Source organism: Pseudomonas sp. KH_027, from assembly GCF_057838565.1.
In genome coordinates this window covers 1,379,177-1,395,030 of record NZ_CM174470.1, presented here as the reverse complement: position 1 = coordinate 1,395,030, position 15,854 = coordinate 1,379,177, and the positions used below count along the sequence as shown (strand labels likewise).

Below are 15,854 nucleotides of genomic sequence, written 5' to 3'. Positions count from 1 at the left end.
ATAAATCAGCACTCTAAAGAAACGCGAACCTACAGAGGTTTTGCCGGCCACTTCTGGTTCGCAAAAAACTAGAGGATGAGTGGGCCGTTAAGATCCAGCACTACCTTGGCACCGATATGTTCGACTTTGCTTTGCCAGTTTGTGCCCAGATAATAAAAGCGCAGGCTATCTTGCTCGGGGTCGATGATGCCGCAGAGGCGCTGTTTGAGAAATGTCCATTGGGCCGCATCGACTTCTATCTCGAACACTGAGTACTGCACCCGCTGCCCATAATCGCGGCATGGCCACCTCCACCGCAATTTTCTGAGCTGCCTATGCGGCAGTGAAGACAGTCCCCCGCGGCTGATCCGTCTCCGGCTCTTTCTGAGCTGCCTATGCGGCAGTGAAGGAAGTACGCCAGCTTGTTCGTGGCGCCGGTCATTTCTGAGCTGCCTATGCGGCAGTGAAGTGGCTTGCCAGCTTGGGTTATCGTCCGCGCTTTTTCTGAGCTGCCTATGCGGCAGTGAAGCAGGACAGGTTGCCGGCATCTGCTGCCAGTTTTTTCTGAGCTGCCTATGCGGCAGTGAAGCTGTTGACCGCTGGCGCCGTTTTACTGGTTTTTTTCTGAGCTGCCTATGCGGCAGTGAAGCTGTCGTGCGAGCATTGAACATAAACGATCCGTTTCTGAGCTGCCTATGCGGCAGTGAAGCAGGCCAAGTGGCTGGCGCGTTTGACTCTCAATTTCTGAGCTGCCTATGCGGCAGTGAAGATTGCCAGGTGTACGGTAGCGACCAGTGGGTTGTTTCTGAGCTGCCTATGCGGCAGTGAAGGGCGACCTGGCCAGGTGAAGGCGTGGCGACTTTTTCTGAGCTGCCTATGCGGCAGTGAAGTCAGCCTTAGAGAAGGTCTTGCCGACTGCCAATTTCTGAGCTGCCTATGCGGCAGTGAAGCTGAATCAGATCACGCGCAAACGGCTTCCACTTTTCTGAGCTGCCTATGCGGCAGTGAAGCTTGGCGGCGTTATGCGCTTCCTGCTCGGCTTTTTCTGAGCTGCCTATGCGGCAGTGAAGTTTTGTATCTGTATCTGTATCTGTATCTGTATTTTCTGAGCTGCCTATGCGGCAGTGAAGTAGCGCTTGCCGTAGCTGACTGAGCTGGCAATTTTCTGAGCTGCCTATGCGGCAGTGAAGTTGCTGGCAGTCGGGTCGAGGTCAACCACCTGTTTCTGAGCTGCCTATGCGGCAGTGAAGTATTTGATGTGGATTTCGCCATAGTACCCAGCTTTCTGAGCTGCCTATGCGGCAGTGAAGCCGTACATGCAGCTGTATGTCGCGGACTATCTTTTCTGAGCTGCCTATGCGGCAGTGAAGAAGAGCGCCAAATGGCTGGTCGTTGAAGTGCTTTTCTGAGCTGCCTATGCGGCAGTGAAGTACCTATGTTGCCGCCCAGGCAGGACACTACATTTCTGAGCTGCCTATGCGGCAGTGAAGGTCAGCAGTTTCGGGAATGCCCTGGTCAGCACTTTCTGAGCTGCCTATGCGGCAGTGAAGTACGCGGTTAACGTAGTCTTGCAGCGCTGTTATTTCTGAGCTGCCTATGCGGCAGTGAAGGACTGCACTGATCGAGGCGGGGTAATTTCTCATTTCTGAGCTGCCTATGCGGCAGTGAAGGACTGCACTGATCGAGGCGGGGTAATTTCTCATTTCTGAGCTGCCTATGCGGCAGTGAAGCCTAGACGGACCAGAATGCATACGCCTTGATATTTCTGAGCTGCCTATGCGGCAGTGAAGGTGCGCAGGCGTCCAGCCTTCGACGCTCACTTTTTCTGAGCTGCCTATGCGGCAGTGAAGTTTCATCATCTCGCTTGCAGCCGACGCATACTTTTCTGAGCTGCCTATGCGGCAGTGAAGCATGGCTGCGCCAAGGAAGATGCTGACGCCATTTTCTGAGCTGCCTATGCGGCAGTGAAGCCATCGGCCTTCGGCGTCTCAGTAACCTTTTCTTTCTGAGCTGCCTATGCGGCAGTGAAGGGTGACACCGACTTTTCGCTCACTGATGAAGTTTTCTGAGCTGCCTATGCGGCAGTGAAGCTGTAGTGCTTTTCGAAATCCGTTAGCCTGATTTTCTGAGCTGCCTATGCGGCAGTGAAGCCTTGCGTGATGGGCTTGCCGTAAACGCTCATTTTCTGAGCTGCCTATGCGGCAGTGAAGAGCGGAAAGACGGAGCGCTTCAAACGCTTCCTTTTCTGAGCTGCCTATGCGGCAGTGAAGCTGCGAACCCGATACGGCTCAAGTCCATGCTCTTTCTGAGCTGCCTATGCGGCAGTGAAGTGCGGAGATGAAAGAAAAAGCCCCGCACTGGTTTTCTGAGCTGCCTATGCGGCAGTGAAGATGAACGTCTCGCATGAAGATAAGGCCATGCTTTTCTGAGCTGCCTATGCGGCAGTGAAGGATGTGTTGCAGCTGCTCGATACGAGCATCGATTTCTGAGCTGCCTATGCGGCAGTGAAGTCCGTGTTGAGGCGGATTTGGTGGCGGTAACTTTTCTGAGCTGCCTATGCGGCAGTGAAGAATATCAAGCATTGGCAGTCGCAGAGTGATCATTTCTGAGCTGCCTATGCGGCAGTGAAGGGTCGCCAGGTCGCCAGGTCGACAGGTCGCCATTTCTGAGCTGCCTATGCGGCAGTGAAGAGTTGCTCCGTCGTTTTCATCATGTAGCCCTCTTTCTGAGCTGCCTATGCGGCAGTGAAGATTGGTGGCGGTATCTCGCAGGTGACGGGCACTTTCTGAGCTGCCTATGCGGCAGTGAAGTTCTACGGTTACCTGCCCGGCGATTGCCGACATTTCTGAGCTGCCTATGCGGCAGTGAAGTGCTGCGCCTTACCCTGGCCATCCTCCTGGTATTTCTGAGCTGCCTATGCGGCAGTGAAGCCACCGATGCGCTCCAGGTCCTGCTTCTCCTTTTTCTGAGCTGCCTATGCGGCAGTGAAGTTCTGTGCCGCTGCCGCCCTGACTTCTGGCGTTTTCTGAGCTGCCTATGCGGCAGTGAAGGATGACGGCTCGGCGCGGCATTCAGCGCAGTATTTCTGAGCTGCCTATGCGGCAGTGAAGTCCCACGCACCGTGCGAGTGCAGCAGCGTGGCTTTCTGAGCTGCCTATGCGGCAGTGAAGGAACCTGACGTCTCCATCTATGCGCGGGAGCATTTCTGAGCTGCCTATGCGGCAGTGAAGGCACAAGCCCTGTTCCAGCAGGGCTTTTTGTTTTTCTGAGCTGCCTATGCGGCAGTGAAGTCTCAGAGGCACCACAGGGCCGAATCTCATCATTTCTGAGCTGCCTATGCGGCAGTGAAGCCAAAGCCCAGCGATTTGCCCACCTGCTTGAATTTCTGAGCTGCCTATGCGGCAGTGAAGTAGGGGCTGTAAGTCATAAGATCCTGCTTTTTAAAGATCAATCAGCCACTAACTGCGTTTTACCCTTTTTTGGGCTGGTGCTGTAAGTGGCTGATTTATATGACCTCAGCTTGCTGATGTAAAACAGGGTGAAAAATATCAGAACCAGGGGATGGTCGCTCCACTACCAAGGCCATAGGCGTTGAAAGCCCCCTCCTCTGGGACTTTCTGAAGGGGGCCGTGTTGGATAAACAGCCGAAAGCTCTGCCCTGTGCTTTGGCTGAGCAGGCTGATAAAGGGCAATGTCAGGCTGCGCTCCGCAGTATCGGGAATACGCTGCATGGCCTCTTCTGCCGTCAGGTTATGCCGGTGCATAAGTCGCCGGCGCAAGCGTTCGGCGCTGCTTTTTACCTGCACCCGGCTGACGCTTCGATACTGCACAGCCTCGGGCACAGCCGCCACGTCGCTTAACTGCACATGATCCTGCATACCGCTCAGCCATGCCTGCGCCAACAGATCGTGCAAGGCGGCGGTTGAACCATGCAGCCGCAAGCACTCGCCCAGCGCGGGACGCTCAGGTTGCACCGCGGGAAAACTGATGCCGATAACCCGGTTCTGCAAGACCACCAGCGCGCGGTGCAGCTTGGCGAATAAGGCATTCATCAGTTGAGGGGCAGAAAACTCCGGATCGGGCCGCAGGCGGATATCGAGGTAATGGTCCATGGATCAGCCCTTGTCACTGTCGCCGAATACTCCGCCACGGATCAGGGTGGCCAGCACAAAGTGCTGCTGCCCTTCCTCCGGCGCTTGCTCCTTGAGGATCCAGTTATCCAGCAGAGTATAAAAATCCAGTCTCTGCTTCGGTTGACGACAGGCCTTACCCTGGGAGGTCACAGAGCCATAGGGTTCCACGGCAATGGGACCGAGGCCATCCTCGTCCGGGTACCAGGTATCGATGGTGCGCAGGGCGTTGCCGATTTTCTGCGAGTGCATCGCGGCGACCTCGCAGACCTGATAGAGGGTTTTGCTCTTTTGGCCTTTCTTGTCGCCGCGATCGAGGATCAGTTCTTGCGAGGGGAAGACTTCCTGTCCGTCACCGATACGGGCAAAGGCGGTGATGTCCAGCAGCACATAATCCTTACCGGCCAAGCCGCTTTCGACCACGGCAGCCAGCTCAGTCAGGCTCTTGGCTGCCGGCCCGGAGGCCTCGAAATCACGCCAAGGCAGGCTCAGGGCATCGAAGGTCCAGAGTGCGGCATCGCCACCCTCACGCTTGTGCCGTACCTGCACCTCAACCGCTTCCGCGCCCACCCGGTTACGCCAAAGGAAACGCGCATTCGCCAGGTTATGGGCATAACGCCGCGCCAACTCCTTGAAGCCGTGATTGCTTACATAGCTTTGCACCGTGGCTTGTAGCTGTTGCTGATACTCGGCGTTGTTACAAGCCGAAGGCGTACCCGCGCCACCGAGTACCCGCAGAGTGAAGCGCACACGCAGGGTATCGGCATCGTTAGGCAGGGTGGCCACGTCCACGGTCTGCAGGTTGGGCGACTGGATAGAGGCGTCCAGCTTGGCCGGATCCTGGTCCTTGGTTTTCAGGCGATTGGAAATGGTGCCGCGTACCGATTTCTCCCGCACGGCGATATTGGGCCACTGCGCGGCAGCCGCACGATCCTCCCAACGTCCGGCACTGAACAGGGCATCGGAAGGATCGAGCTTGCGTTCGAAGGCCAGGACGGAAGCGGTTTTCAGTTCGGTTTTAGCCATTTTGCAGTTTCCTTATGCAGTGGTTTCCAAGGGAGAAAAATCGTTGCTGCAGCGGTACAACCCGGCAACCGGGTCAGCCCGGTGATACCAGAGCAAGTCGAGCAGATTGTCGATGCGGTGCGGGCTAAGCCATTCGCCCAGCCCAAGCAGGCTTTCAACGAAACGAAACGGCGTTTCGGTATCACGGGCGTTGGCCACTTCACCTGCGGCATAGAGCGGCGAAACCGCGGCATAACCGAGCGGCACGGGCACCAGCCAGCCCGGCTTGCGGCGCAGGCTCCAGTTGGCACTCTGTGGAGTGTCCGGGTCTGCCGCTTCTGGCTCGAAGTTCAGTCGGGACTGGTCCAGTAATGCGTCCAATGCGTTCGAGCCTTGTGTTGCCAACAGCTCCTGGCGTTCGACCAGAGCAAAGCCCGGCAACAGCTGGCGGCGTAACTTGCGTGACTCTGCACGGGCATCGGCGGCGTCTTCCGGCCACAGTTGTAAGCGCGGCGAATAGTGGCGACCGCTTGGGTTGGGCAGAATGCTGCCGCCTGCCAGGCGCAGCCCTCCGGCGATACTGAGCAGGCGCTCGGCAATTTCCGTACGGACATCCTCACCCTCGAACAGCTCGCCTCCGCTGACGCCAATGAGCAGGCTGACTTCAAAATGCGCCCGCCCCTCTTCGACAATGGCGGCGGTCTTGCCCTCTTTATCCACCGGGTTGCGCGTCAGGCTGAAGACCCGTGTGCGCCGCCCGGCGGGTTGGAATACCTGGGGTTCGAAGCGGTGGCAGACGATGCCAACACCCTCCAGGCGTAGATCGAATTCGCTGACGGAGCGGCGCCCAAGGGCATGCACGAAGCCGGTAAAGGCGCTGGGCGCCGGAAAACCCCAGGTCAATGGGCTGGAGATGGCATTGGCGTTTTGCACATACAGGCGCGGCAGAATCAGCAAGGCGTGGGGGATGTTACTCATCTTGGCCAATCTCCTGACGGATCATCTTCAGTTCGCGCTCAAGAACGCTGACCCAGTGGTGATATTCATCATCGCCCAGCACCCGGCGCTCACTCTGCACGGCGTTGTTCAACCATTTGGCGAAACGCGAGCAGACCTCACCGCACCAATCGCCACGGCGCAGTTGGCTGGCGAACTGCTCGTCGATTTCCGCACGATAGGGGTCGAGCCAGAGCGCTTCTGCGCTGTCCAGTCGGCAGTCTCTGGTGGCACTCCAGCCCGGCGCCAACTCATGCAGCTCGGCGGCAAACTGCAGCACTTCATCGCAAAGACCCACGACCAGTTGTTGACGCGCCTGGCGGATAGCCCGGTTGTTGTAGGTGGTGCTCGCGAGAAACTCGCGCAAGGCCTTACTCAGCTCACGCACGCGCTGGCGGCGAGCGAACCAACCAGTGAACACCGATTGCACTTGGGTAGGCGGCGTGAGCGCAGCACGGCGCCAGGTCGGCGGCAGCGAAGGCAACAGGTAGCTCTCGCCACGCCGCTCGCTATTGAGCTGGCTGATGTTCTGCGGCTTGGTGCCGCCGAAGTTCTGAATCACCAGATTGGGGTATTCCCGGTAGCCCTGAGCCCAGGGACGTTTTTCGCGATAGGCACTGCGCGCGGCTTGTGCCTCTTCGGAAAAACGATCGCGTTGAATACAGGCATGCACGCGATGCACTAGCGAGGTCGGGAACAACGGCGCTAGTAGGTGATAGCCACCGTCCGGCAGAGGGAAGTACAGCTGTTTGGCCAGTTTGTGTGAGGTCGGCGGGCCTTTACCTTCGACGATGCCGGCGAAGGCCTGTAGCCAGTCGGCGGCTTGCTCGGGCTGATCGGATAAGGCCGCTTGCAATGCCGGGTCGTCCTCGCCCACCCGTTTCAACAAGCTTTTGCCCGCATGCTCCAGCTTGAGAAACTTGTACACGTCCAGCGCCGCGGCATTACCCACCACATCGTCATCGCGCTCACTGCCCAGACTGTGCGTGCCCACCAGCGCCGGCGCCTGGACACTGTCGCGCAAATAAAAACTGCTGCCGCGGGCATCGGGATGGGTGAATTTAAGCCCGAAGTTGACCAACTGAATCTGCCCGACACGCCGGGCAGCGTCTTGCAGCCAGGCTTCAGGGCGATGCTCTTCCAGCAGTTGCTGGTGTTTCTCCTGTTCGCCTTCGCCGAGCTTTTCCAGCTTGGCTTGCAGGCGCTCCTGAATAAATCCGTGGATCAGCGCTTTAAGGGCGCCAATCTCGCTCGCATCCGCTGAGCTGTCCGTCATCTGTCGCGTCTCCTTGCTTTTTCAGAGAGATATTACTTAAACGCTACCCCAAGCCCAACTCTACTTGTCTAGCTCTATAAAAAACGTCGAAAGCCGAGTACCGGGTGATAGCGCCACCCCATTCCATCGGTTTTCTTGGCCAAATCGATCACTCCGAAGCGTCGGGCGCAGGCAGGCAGTTCAATGCCCAGTTCATCCGCCAATTGCGTCAACTCAGCCAGGTAGTCCGGCTCGCCCCAAAAGCCGATACGCGACCCAAACTCGAGCGGGAACGCTTCCAGCAGGTTATTCATCGCAATCAGCTGCCCATCTTCCTGCTGAAACTTGAAGTGCAACAGCTCATCTTCATCGGGCTCCAGCACATAACGCTGATGCCCTAGCGGGTCATCGCGAAATCGCTGCTTGCGCTGCAACTCGCCAGACAAGGCCGCCTGGGTTTGCCACCAGAGCGGCACCGACAAACCGGATAGCGCCGTGTCACCGAGCATCAGGGCCCGCAGCCGCGCATGCTCCAGATCGACCAGATTGGCCCATGGCTGAAGCGCGGCCCGCTCGGCGATACGCGGGCGGGCGTCGATCATAGCGATCTGCTCGGCGGTCAGCACATCGCTCAAGCGATGGCTGGCGAGCGGAAAATCCTGACTCTCGAAGCCCGGCTTGCAGAAGACCGGCGTCTGGCCTTCCAGTGCTTTTACGTTGCTCTCCAGCAGGTAGAGGTTGGGTGACGCACACCGTCCAGACCGATGACGGCGAATGCGCCCGGCCAGCTGAATAATCGAGCGCATGGAAGATGGCTCGACTATGCCCCAGTCGTAATCGTGGTCGCGCCCGACCTCTGCCACCGGCGAAGCCAGCAGCACGAAAATCTGCTCCTGCTCGGGGCTGGCATCGAGCCAGGCACGCAACTCCGGGTCGGCAAAAATAGCTTCCTCCTGATGACGACTCAACAGCCGGTCGAGGCGCTTTTCGATGGCCGAGCGCATCAGCAACAGATGGCGCGCGTGGTAACAGCACAGATGAATCCGACAACCGGTCTCGGCGCCTAGCTTGAACAGCGCCTGGGCGACATCGATCATCGGGTCGATATTGGCCATGCGCACCAAGCCGAAGCTGACGCGCTTTTGGCTGATCGGGTCGACGCTGTGATGCCGCCGGTGCAGTTCGTGGATCATGCGCCGCAGATGGCCAGCCAGTTCGCTGCGCACTTCGGCCGCGCCGCTAGCGGCGATGGGCAGCGGCTGGATCTGCGCCAAACGTCGCACCTCGGCCTGAGCCAGCTTGGCGATACGCTTAGCGACAAAAGTCTCATGGGCATCTACGAATGGCTGCGCGGCCGCATGTTCACTCGCGTCCACCCCATACTCGTCGAACCAGGCGCAACAGACCGCTAACGGCTGGCCGGGCACACCACGGTTGGCCTGAAAAGACCGCCGCCCTTCGAGGTAGGCCGCGAACAGGCCCTGGATCAAGGCCGGCGGCAAGGTCGCCGAGGACAGCAGCACACGACTGCCGAGCAAGCCGGCCCAAAATACCAGACGGCTCAGAGCGGGCAGATCGTTGAGGTCGAAGTCGTCCGGCTCATCCAGTACCAGATCCGCGGTCATCAGTCGCAGCATTGGCGCGATCTGTCGGCCTCCGCGCGTGCCTTCGGTGGCCGGAATCAAATGATCGACGGTGCTGACCAGGATGGGTGCATCGAGCAACCGTTGCGCTTCGGGACTTTTACCCAGCCAGTGCTTGAGCGCACCCTCCTCCAGGCTGCCTTGGTAATGCACATAGCTGTCGTCACTCAGCAGATCCTCGGCGGACTCCGAACCGCAACGTGCTAACTGGGCATTGGCGCGCTCGAAAAGTTCTTTTGCCGCCACGCCGCCAACCACCACCGCAAGGTCGTCTTCACCGAGTTTCAGCCGTTCGCGGTAAGCCTTACCGGTCTGCAAGGTCAAGCTGCGCAGGCCGAGGGCGATGGAAAACCGCGCCCCGCGCTGCGGGTCGGCCAGACCATAGAGAATGCGGCCATTGGCCAGGGTTTTACCGCAACCGGTGGAGGCCATATTGACGCCGAAGAAACCCTGCCGGGCCGAGCGGACCTGCAGAGAGGTGGCGAGGTCATAAGCTTTGTCCTGCCAGCGAAAATGGGCATCCTCGCTGCGCCGCTTAAAACCTTTATGCCGGGCGATGCTCGGTAACTTGTGCAGCAGTTGCGGCAGGCTGCGGGAAATACGGCCACTGTGTACCGCCACACCAATTAGATGCTCGTCCAGACGCTGCTTCAGTGCGCCCGTCTCCCGGTCTGTATTGGCGTACAGCGGGTAGTTGGCATCGCCATAACGCGCATGGGAAGGCTCACTGGAGTAGTGATGATCGGCCAGCATCAATACCAAGCGTGCGACATGGGTCACATAGGGATTTAGCAACCAGTCCGTGGTGCTAAACCCGCTGCGCGCCAGCATGCGCTGCGCCAGCTTCGCCGCATGCTCGCACCAGTGCTGGCTGGCAAATGGCAGAGGTTTGTTGAAGGTCCAGCAGGCGGTTTTTTCCTCAGGGAGCGCTTGTTCACGGGCGGCGTTCCAGGCGGGCGTCACAGCTTGCGGCAGTCTCGCCAGGATTTGCGAATGCAGTACTGCATCAAAAGACTGCACCGGCAGACGGTGGTGACTGAGGATCAACCAGCCGATGGTCCGCGCCAAGGGTGGCAGCGTGTTGAAAGGACTGCGGGGGGTAGGCTTGTCGATGCCATCTCTGAGCAGCCGGTCTTGCCAGCCGTTATCCGCTTGGCTGCTCGTCAGGGTAGCCAGACGCTGCAACCACGCCTCATCGCCATCGTCACCGACGAAGGCCTGAAACAGGCGTAGCGACACCCACTCATGGCGATAGGCATCCGCCAGCGGCTTACCGTTCTTAATATTCAGTTTGTTCTGGAACGCCTGACTGGCCTTGCCGAAGTCATGGAACAGCGAGGCCAATCCGGCGAGCAGACGGATATCGTCGCCCGTGTGCCAGTCGTTCTCATCCTGGCTACGCAGGACATTACGCTCGGTGGTATTGGTCGGCACCGCGCCCTGGGCGTTGAAACGGCTGACATCACCCACTACCCACAGTAGTTCGCTGTGGTCGCGTCCGCGAATCCAGTGACAGGCCACCGAGGTGTTACGCCGCGCGGTCTTTTTCAGCAGTCGGCGCAGTGTATCCAGCCCCTGCTGGGTGATCGGAGTTTGCCAGCTGCGCTCACCCCGACGCTCGGCGAATTGGTCGAGAATGCGCCGGCTTTCACTCAGCGCACGCTTATCGCATTGGCAAATAAACAGAACATTCACCGGGCCGGCCTCCCCAGTTGCTCCGCGACTATCTTGAGACTGTCGAGCATAAAGTCCAGGGCCTCACTGCGGGTCAGGCTTTCGATACAGGCCTGGCGAAACTCCTGCTCATCGTTACCGCGCATGGCCGAGATAAAGGCCTGGGGCAAAATCATTGCGTCCTTGACCAGATCCGCCGCATCGAACACCAGGCCACCGCGGCGCGTCTTGCCATGCAACACCGCCAAACCGTGAGGCAGCCCGAGCACCCAGGTTGCCGTCGCGGCCAGGCCATAGGCCAGGTAATTGCCATGATCGAGAAAACGGTTAGCCGGATCGTTGCCACTGCCGCGTTTGGCCCGCACGAAGTCGCCATACTTCACTGCGCGCGCCGCCAACTTGAACAACAGCTTGGTCAGCCGGGCCTCTTCGGTCAGCAAAAAGGTGTGATCGGGCGCAGCATTCAAAGCCTTGAGGGATTGCTCCAGAGCCGCTTCCAAAGCGGCTGGATCGACCTGGAAGCCGGCCTCCGTAAGCGGGCGGTTATTCAGCCACTGCTGACGTATGCGCTCCAGACGCAGCCGTTGAAACGCCTTGGCCGCTTCCAGACGCAGTTCATCATCGAACCAGAAACGCACCCAGAGCTGCAGGTATTCGGTGGGCCGGTATTCGCTCTGCGGCGAAAACCAGGCCACCTCGATATCGATCTCGTTGGCACTGAACAACGGTGTGCCCCCTCCGCCGGAAAACCCCACCAATACGCCGGCTTTGGCTAGTTCCCGCATAGCCGCCTGAGTGATCGAAGTACCCGTACCCAACAGCACCGTCGTGGTATTGGCGATGGGGATATTCCAGTACAGCGAACGCTTGCCTTCATCGGTCACATACTCGACCCGCCCGCCATTGACCAATACGCGGCAGTATTCGAGGTAATAGATGTTGGCGCGTTTAGAGTGCAGGATCGATTTGAGTTCAGAGGGGCTAAAGTCATCCATCGCCGTAATTATCCTTTGGTTGCAGTGACAGCTTTCCCTCTGAACCCGTGGTGCAGAGCAGATCGATCGGGGAAAACTGTAAACGTCGGCACCGCCAAGCTATACAGTAAAAGCTCTAAAAACCAGACGGGGAATTGCCACAGGTAAAGTCTTCGCACAGATGCCACGCGGAGCCTGTCGTGCTCCTGCCGCTATGCTTCAACAACACGCAGATTTTCTCCACTGCTCCGCTCCGCTAAGCTCACCTGCCCTCCCTGCCACAAGGATGCTGTCATGTTTCGTCTTACTGCCCTGGTTGCCGGCCTTGCCCTCTCGGCCAACGTATTCGCCCTGTCCCTGACCGACCTGAGCCAACAGGATGCCAGCGGCGGGCTCAAGGATGCCTTGACCCAAGGCGCGCAAATCGCCGTCAAGCAACTGGGCAAACCCGGTGGTTTCAGCAATAACGAAGACGTCCGTATCGAGCTACCGGGCAACCTCGGCAAAGCCGCCAAGGCCATGAAGATGATGGGCATGGGCGCGCAAGTCGAGCAGTTGGAAGCGAGCATGAACAAGGCCGCCGAAGCCGCCGTACCGCAGGCCCAGGCGCTGCTGGTGGATGCGGTGAAGAAGATGACCGTGCAGGACGCCAAAGGCATCCTCAGCGGGCCGGACGATGCGGCTACCCAGTACCTGAACAAAACCAGCCGCGAGCAGATCCGCGCCAAGTTCCTGCCCATCGTCAAGCAGGCGACCGATCAGGTTGGTCTGGCCAAGCAATACAACAGCTTCGCCGGCCAGGCCGCGAGCTACGGCGCTATCGACGCGAAGAGCGCCAACATTGAAAGCTATGTCACCGAGCAAACCTTGAACGGTCTGTTCGAGATGATCGGCAAACAGGAAGCCAGCATCCGCGAAAACCCGGCCGGCGCCGCCACCAGTCTGGCGAAGAAGGTATTCGGCGCGTTGTGATGGTCAGCGCCTGAACCTAGGGGCGGTCTCGGAGCGAAGCGACAGTCCATCAGCCCCATGGAACGCTTGCCTGACAAGTCCCAGAAGCGGATATGAAAAAGCCCGGTCAACTGACCGGGCTTTCTATTGGCATTGCTGCAAGCGGCTAAGCAGCCCGGCGCGGCTCTTCCTTGACCCTGAACCACGCGGCATACAGCGCCGGCAGGAACAACAGGGTGAGTGCGGTGGCGACGATCAGCCCCCCCATGATCGCCACGGCCATCGGCCCGAAGAAGGTGCTGCGCGACAGCGGAATCATCGCCAGCACCGCCGCCAGGGCGGTCAGTACGATAGGTCGGAAACGCCGCACCGTGGCTTCGATGATCGCGTGCCAGCGGTCGATGCCGGAGGCAATGTCCTGCTCGATCTGGTCGACCAGAATCACCGAGTTGCGCATGATCATCCCCGCCAGAGCGATGGTGCCGAGCATGGCGACGAAGCCGAACGGCTGGCGGAACACCAGCAGGAACAGCGTCACGCCGATCAGCCCCAGCGGCGCGGTGAGAAACACCATCGCCGAACGCGAGAAGCTCTTGAGTTGCAGCATCAGCAGCGTCAGCACCACCACGATGAACAGCGGAACCCCGGCGTTCACCGACTTCTGCCCGCGGGCCGAATCCTCGATGGTGCCGCCGACATCGAGCAGGTAGCCGGCCGGCAGTTTCGCGCGGATCGGTTCCAGGGTCGGCAGTATCTGTTTGACCAGGCTGGCCGGCTGCTCCTTGCCGTAGATATCCGCCCGTACCGTGACAGTTGGCAGGCGGTTGCGGTGCCAGATGATGCCTTCCTCGAAACCGTATTCGAGTGTGGCGATCTGCGACAGCGCGACGCTCTGACCGTTATCCGTCGGCACCGCCAGGCTCGGCAGCAAATCCAGTTCCTGCCGCTCGCGCACGGTACCGCGCAGCAGTATCTCGATCAGCTCGTTACCTTCACGGTACTGGCTGACACTGCTGCCGGACAACGAGCTCTGCAGGAAGCGCGACAGATCGGCGCTGCTCACCCCGAGGGCCCGTGCCCGTTCCTGATCGATGCTCAGGTGCACCACCTTGCTCGGCTCTTCCCAGTCCAGGTGCACGTTCACCACATGCGGGTTCTCGCGCACCTTGTCGGCGACTTGACGGGCCAGCTTGCGCACTTCTTCAATGTGCTCGCCGGAAACGCGGAATTGTACCGGGTAGCCCACGGGCGGGCCATTTTCCAGGCGCGTCACGCGGGTGCGCAGGGTCGGGAACTCCTCGCCCAGGCGCTCAATCAACCAGCTGCGTATCACCTCGCGGTCCTCGATGGTTTTCGCCAAGACCACGAACTGGGCAAAGCTGGCGGCCGGCAGTTGCTGGTCCAAGGGCAGGTAGAAGCGCGGTGAGCCGGTACCGACATAGGCCACATAGTTATCGATGCCCGGATGCTCCTTGAACATCTGTTCCAGGCGTTTGACTTGCTCCTCGGTGGCATGCAACGAAGCGCCTTCGCTGAGTTTCAGGTCGACCATCAATTCCAGGCGGCCCGAGGACGGGAAGAACTGTTGCGGCACGAAGCGGAACATCACCAGCGCCGCAACGAAGAGGCCGAACGTCAGCAGAAGCACCGTCTTGCGTCGCCGCACGCACCACTCGACCAGGCTGCGTACGCGCTGGTAGAACGGCGTCGAATAGGGGTCATGGCCTAGGGCGCTGCCGCCATGCTTGGCGGCGTGCAGCTTGGCCAGGTCCGGCAGCAAGCGCGCGCCGATATACGGCACGAAGATCACCGCCGCGATCCATGAGGCCATCAACGCGATAGACACCACCTGGAAGATCGAGCGGGTGTATTCGCCAGTACCGGACTGCGCCGTGGCAATCGGCAAAAAGCCGGCCGCGGTGATCAACGTACCGGTGAGCATCGGAAAGGCCGTGCTGGTCCAGGCGAAACTGGCGGCTTTCAGGCGGTCATAGCCCTGCTCCATTTTGATCGCCATCATCTCGATGGCGATGATCGCATCGTCGACCAGCAGCCCGAGCGCCAGTACCAGGGCGCCGAGGGAGATTTTGTGCAAGCCGATGCCAAAGTAGTACATGGCGGTGAACGTCATCGCCAGCACCAGCGGAATAGTCAGCGCCACCACCAGGCCGATGCGCAGGCCGAGGGAGAAGAAGCACACCAGCATGACAATCGCCAACGCCTCGACCAGCACTCGAACGAACTCGCCAACACCAGTTTTCACCGCCGCAGGCTGATCCGAGACCTTGCGCAACTGCATGCCCGCCGGCAGGTTTTCCTGCATGCGCGCGAACTCGCCTTCGAGCGCCTCGCCCAGGATCAGAATGTCACCACCGGGCTTCATCGACACGGTCAGGCCAATCGCCTGTTCGCCCATGAAGCGCATCTGCGGCGCGGGTGGGTCGTTGAAGGCACGGCTCACCTCGGCCACATCGCCGATGCGGAAGGTGCGATCACCAACGCGGATCGGGAAGTCGCGAATCTCTTTCACCGACTCGAAGCGCCCGGTCACGCGCAACTGGATGCGGTCACTCGGTGTTTCGAAGAAACCCGACGAGGCCACGGTGTTCTGCGCCTCCAGCGCCTGCTGCACGGCGGCCAGCGGCAGGCCGAGGGTGGCCAGTTTGACGTTGGACAGTTCGATCCAGATCTTCTCGTCCTGCAACCCGAGCAGATCGACCTTGCCGACGTCCTTGACCCGTTGCAGTTGCAACTGGATGCGGTCGGCGTAGTCCTTGAGCACGGCGTAGTCGAAGCCCTCACCGGTCAGCGCATAGATGTTGCCGTAGGTGGTGCCGAACTCGTCGTTGAAGAACGGCCCCTGAATGCCGGCGGGCAAGGTGTGACGGATATCGTTGATCTTCTTGCGAACCTGATACCACAGCTCCGGAATATCTTTGGAGTTCATCGAATCGCGCGCAATGAACGTCACCTGCGACTCACCTGGACGCGAGAAGGAGATGATCTTGTCGAAGTCGCCAGTCTCCATCAGCTTCTTTTCGATGCGCTCGGTGACCTGCCGCGCCACTTCCTCGGGGCTCGCGCCCGGCCAGTTGGTGCGCACCACCATGGCCTTGAAGGTAAACGGCGGGTCTTCGCTCTGGCCCAGTTTGGTATAGGACAGTGCGCCGACGACGGCCATCAGCAACATGATGTAGAGGACGATCTGGCGGTTGCGCAGCGCCCATTCCGATAGGTTGAAGCTCAT

9 protein-coding genes and 1 CRISPR repeat array are annotated in these 15,854 nt (G+C 59.5%); of the genes, 1 reads left to right on the top strand and 8 read right to left on the bottom strand.

Features of this window, described 5'->3' with window-relative positions; translation table 11 throughout:
• Positions 1–68 precede the first annotated feature (68 nt).
• The 7 genes from cas2 to cas1f form a co-directional block, all read right to left on the bottom strand.
• Positions 69–299, bottom strand: a complete 231-nt coding sequence (cas2, locus tag AC3IYG_RS06505) for a CRISPR-associated endonuclease Cas2 (protein ID WP_489332165.1) — start codon at positions 297–299, stop codon at positions 69–71.
• A gap of 1 nt (position 300) precedes the next feature.
• Positions 301–3,389: direct repeats of the CRISPR family, unit length 28 nt; unit sequence TTTCTGAGCTGCCTATGCGGCAGTGAAG.
• Between the two features lie 138 nt (positions 3,390–3,527).
• Complete coding sequence (gene cas6f, locus AC3IYG_RS06500; protein WP_489312959.1) at positions 3,528–4,091, bottom strand: type I-F CRISPR-associated endoribonuclease Cas6/Csy4; 564 nt, start codon at positions 4,089–4,091, stop codon at positions 3,528–3,530.
• Between the two features lie 3 nt (positions 4,092–4,094).
• Positions 4,095–5,135 (bottom strand): type I-F CRISPR-associated protein Csy3, encoded by a 1,041-nt coding sequence (csy3, locus tag AC3IYG_RS06495; RefSeq protein WP_489312958.1) that lies wholly within the window; start codon positions 5,133–5,135, stop codon positions 4,095–4,097.
• Positions 5,136–5,147: 12 nt separating this feature from the next.
• Positions 5,148–6,092: a type I-F CRISPR-associated protein Csy2 gene (csy2, locus tag AC3IYG_RS06490; RefSeq protein ID WP_489312957.1), complete on the bottom strand. Its 945-nt coding sequence runs from the start codon at positions 6,090–6,092 to the stop codon at positions 5,148–5,150.
• Positions 6,085–7,386 carry a type I-F CRISPR-associated protein Csy1 gene (csy1, locus tag AC3IYG_RS06485; protein WP_489312956.1) on the bottom strand — a complete coding sequence of 434 codons (1,302 nt, stop codon included), beginning with the start codon at positions 7,384–7,386 and terminating at the stop codon, positions 6,085–6,087. The genes csy2 and csy1 overlap by 8 nt, the downstream gene beginning before the upstream one ends.
• 74 nt (positions 7,387–7,460) lie before the next feature.
• Positions 7,461–10,703 carry a type I-F CRISPR-associated helicase Cas3f gene (gene cas3f, locus AC3IYG_RS06480; RefSeq protein ID WP_489312955.1) on the bottom strand — a complete coding sequence of 1,081 codons (3,243 nt, stop codon included), beginning with the start codon at positions 10,701–10,703 and terminating at the stop codon, positions 7,461–7,463.
• Positions 10,700–11,677, bottom strand: a complete 978-nt coding sequence (gene cas1f, locus AC3IYG_RS06475; RefSeq protein ID WP_489312954.1) for a type I-F CRISPR-associated endonuclease Cas1f — start codon at positions 11,675–11,677, stop codon at positions 10,700–10,702. Before cas1f ends, cas3f begins: the two co-directional genes overlap by 4 nt.
• Before the next feature lie 273 nt (positions 11,678–11,950).
• On the opposite strand from cas1f, the gene AC3IYG_RS06470 reads away from it, so the two are divergent.
• On the top strand, positions 11,951–12,628 hold the full coding sequence (locus AC3IYG_RS06470) for a DUF4197 domain-containing protein (protein ID WP_489312953.1): 678 nt from the start codon (positions 11,951–11,953) through the stop codon (positions 12,626–12,628).
• Positions 12,629–12,773: 145 nt separating this feature from the next.
• On the opposite strand, the gene AC3IYG_RS06465 is transcribed toward AC3IYG_RS06470, so the two are convergent.
• Complete coding sequence (locus tag AC3IYG_RS06465) at positions 12,774–15,854, bottom strand: efflux RND transporter permease subunit (RefSeq protein WP_489312952.1); 3,081 nt, start codon at positions 15,852–15,854, stop codon at positions 12,774–12,776.